At 31.4% G+C, this 1,557-nt stretch carries 1 protein-coding gene; it reads right to left on the bottom strand.

Annotated elements, in window-relative coordinates; all coding sequences use genetic code 11:
- Positions 1–753 precede the first annotated feature (753 nt).
- Positions 754–906 carry a hypothetical protein gene (locus JC605_RS23570; RefSeq protein ID WP_198858523.1) on the bottom strand — a complete coding sequence of 51 codons (153 nt, stop codon included), beginning with the start codon at positions 904–906 and terminating at the stop codon, positions 754–756.
- Between the last annotated feature and the right edge of the window lie 651 nt (positions 907–1,557).

The raw sequence follows: 1,557 nt of genomic DNA on the forward strand, positions 1-1,557 counted from the left end.
TCCGCTTTTCCAAGCTTTTTTATCCGCTTTTTTCAATCTTTTTTCAATCTTTTTCTTAACTGTCTCATAACACACCCTTTACAGATTAAAGCTTTTTTTAGAATCTGTAGGTTTTCCCCTAACATCTTTATTGTTTTCATATTTTACGCGGGGTTCCGCTTCCCAATTTTGCGGAGTTTTTAGTCTCCGGCTCTCTTTTTTGCATAATTTTTCAATCTCTAAGCCCCCCTTCCCAGAAAACCCCTTATCAAAAACAGCCCATTTAGCCCCGATGGAAACGGAAATCCTTGTTTAGGCAGGCCTTCGGCCGCATAAGATTCCAGCCCATAGCAGCAAACCGCTCCCATTTATCATCAAAACTTCAACTTGTCTACACTTGTATATAATATGCGCATTAATCTGGATGGAAAATGGTTCACACGATTAGTAATATATTTTAAATCACAACAGAATTACTTTTGTTCTGATTATTTTTTTTAAAAATTATTTGTTTTGGGAATGTGCTTGATTTGGTAATCAGCACAATTATCAATAGGCAGACTCTGATTTGATTGCAAAATAGACTTTCAAGTTTTGTTTTTTAGATTCTCAAAACCCTCAAAGATTTCAGACAATACAAATTTTTCTTTTAAAACACTTTTTACGCTTTCCCCAGGTGTATTTTCATAAAGATCATTATTTTGCGTCATACTCATAAGAATCTTGCTTTAGAATCCACCCCTACATATTCTTCACTACAATATTAAAATCGCTCTATGAATTGTGCCTGAGATTTCTGCTGCTTTTTCTATTACCAACAGCAACAGCCATTTTTAAAGCCTCTAATGCAAAAGAATCCATTAAGCCATCTGATAAATTATTACTTTCAATTTTCTTTGAATATTCATTTGCATCAAATGCAGGCAATATATTTTTACTTTAATTCTTAGACAAATAATATCAGCTACCAAAATCCGCTTAGTATATTCAGCCTAATTCCTTTTATTAGATTTGGATATTTAACCATCCAATGATTTGAGTTTGTTATCTTGTAATACCTTCTTATTTTAAGGACTAATAAATATTAATTGCGCAAAAAATCAAATAATTTATCTCTGTCAATTTTTATCTGATATACTTTTAAATCATCTTTCGGCATATAATACAGTTTTCTGTCGCCTATTTTTAGAATCTTTTGACGAATCGATATTATCAAAGATTTGAGATACTCTTTATCGGGACCTAGCTATGATTGATATGATCTTCGTTATAATAAGCTCGTTTACCATATCCAAACAATCGACATATCTTACAAAGACTAAGCCTTTATATATGATTTATTTACTGGACTGCTTTGAACCAGACTATTTACAATCTCGATTTTTAGCTCGTGCTCAGGTATTTCTATATTTTTTTTTAAAGACCAAGTAACTCCTATTCTTTCCTAACTAAGCTTCGAGTTATTTGATACGTTAAGTTTGAGGATTTTTCATAAGCCATCTCAATGCTAATTTTTCCAATAGGTTTTATTATTTAGACAGTTTAAATATCATTCTTAAATAAATTATTATAGAATGT

Source organism: Flavobacterium sp. IB48 (assembly GCF_016405855.1).
Lineage (GTDB): Bacteria > Bacteroidota > Bacteroidia > Flavobacteriales > Flavobacteriaceae > Flavobacterium > Flavobacterium ginsengisoli.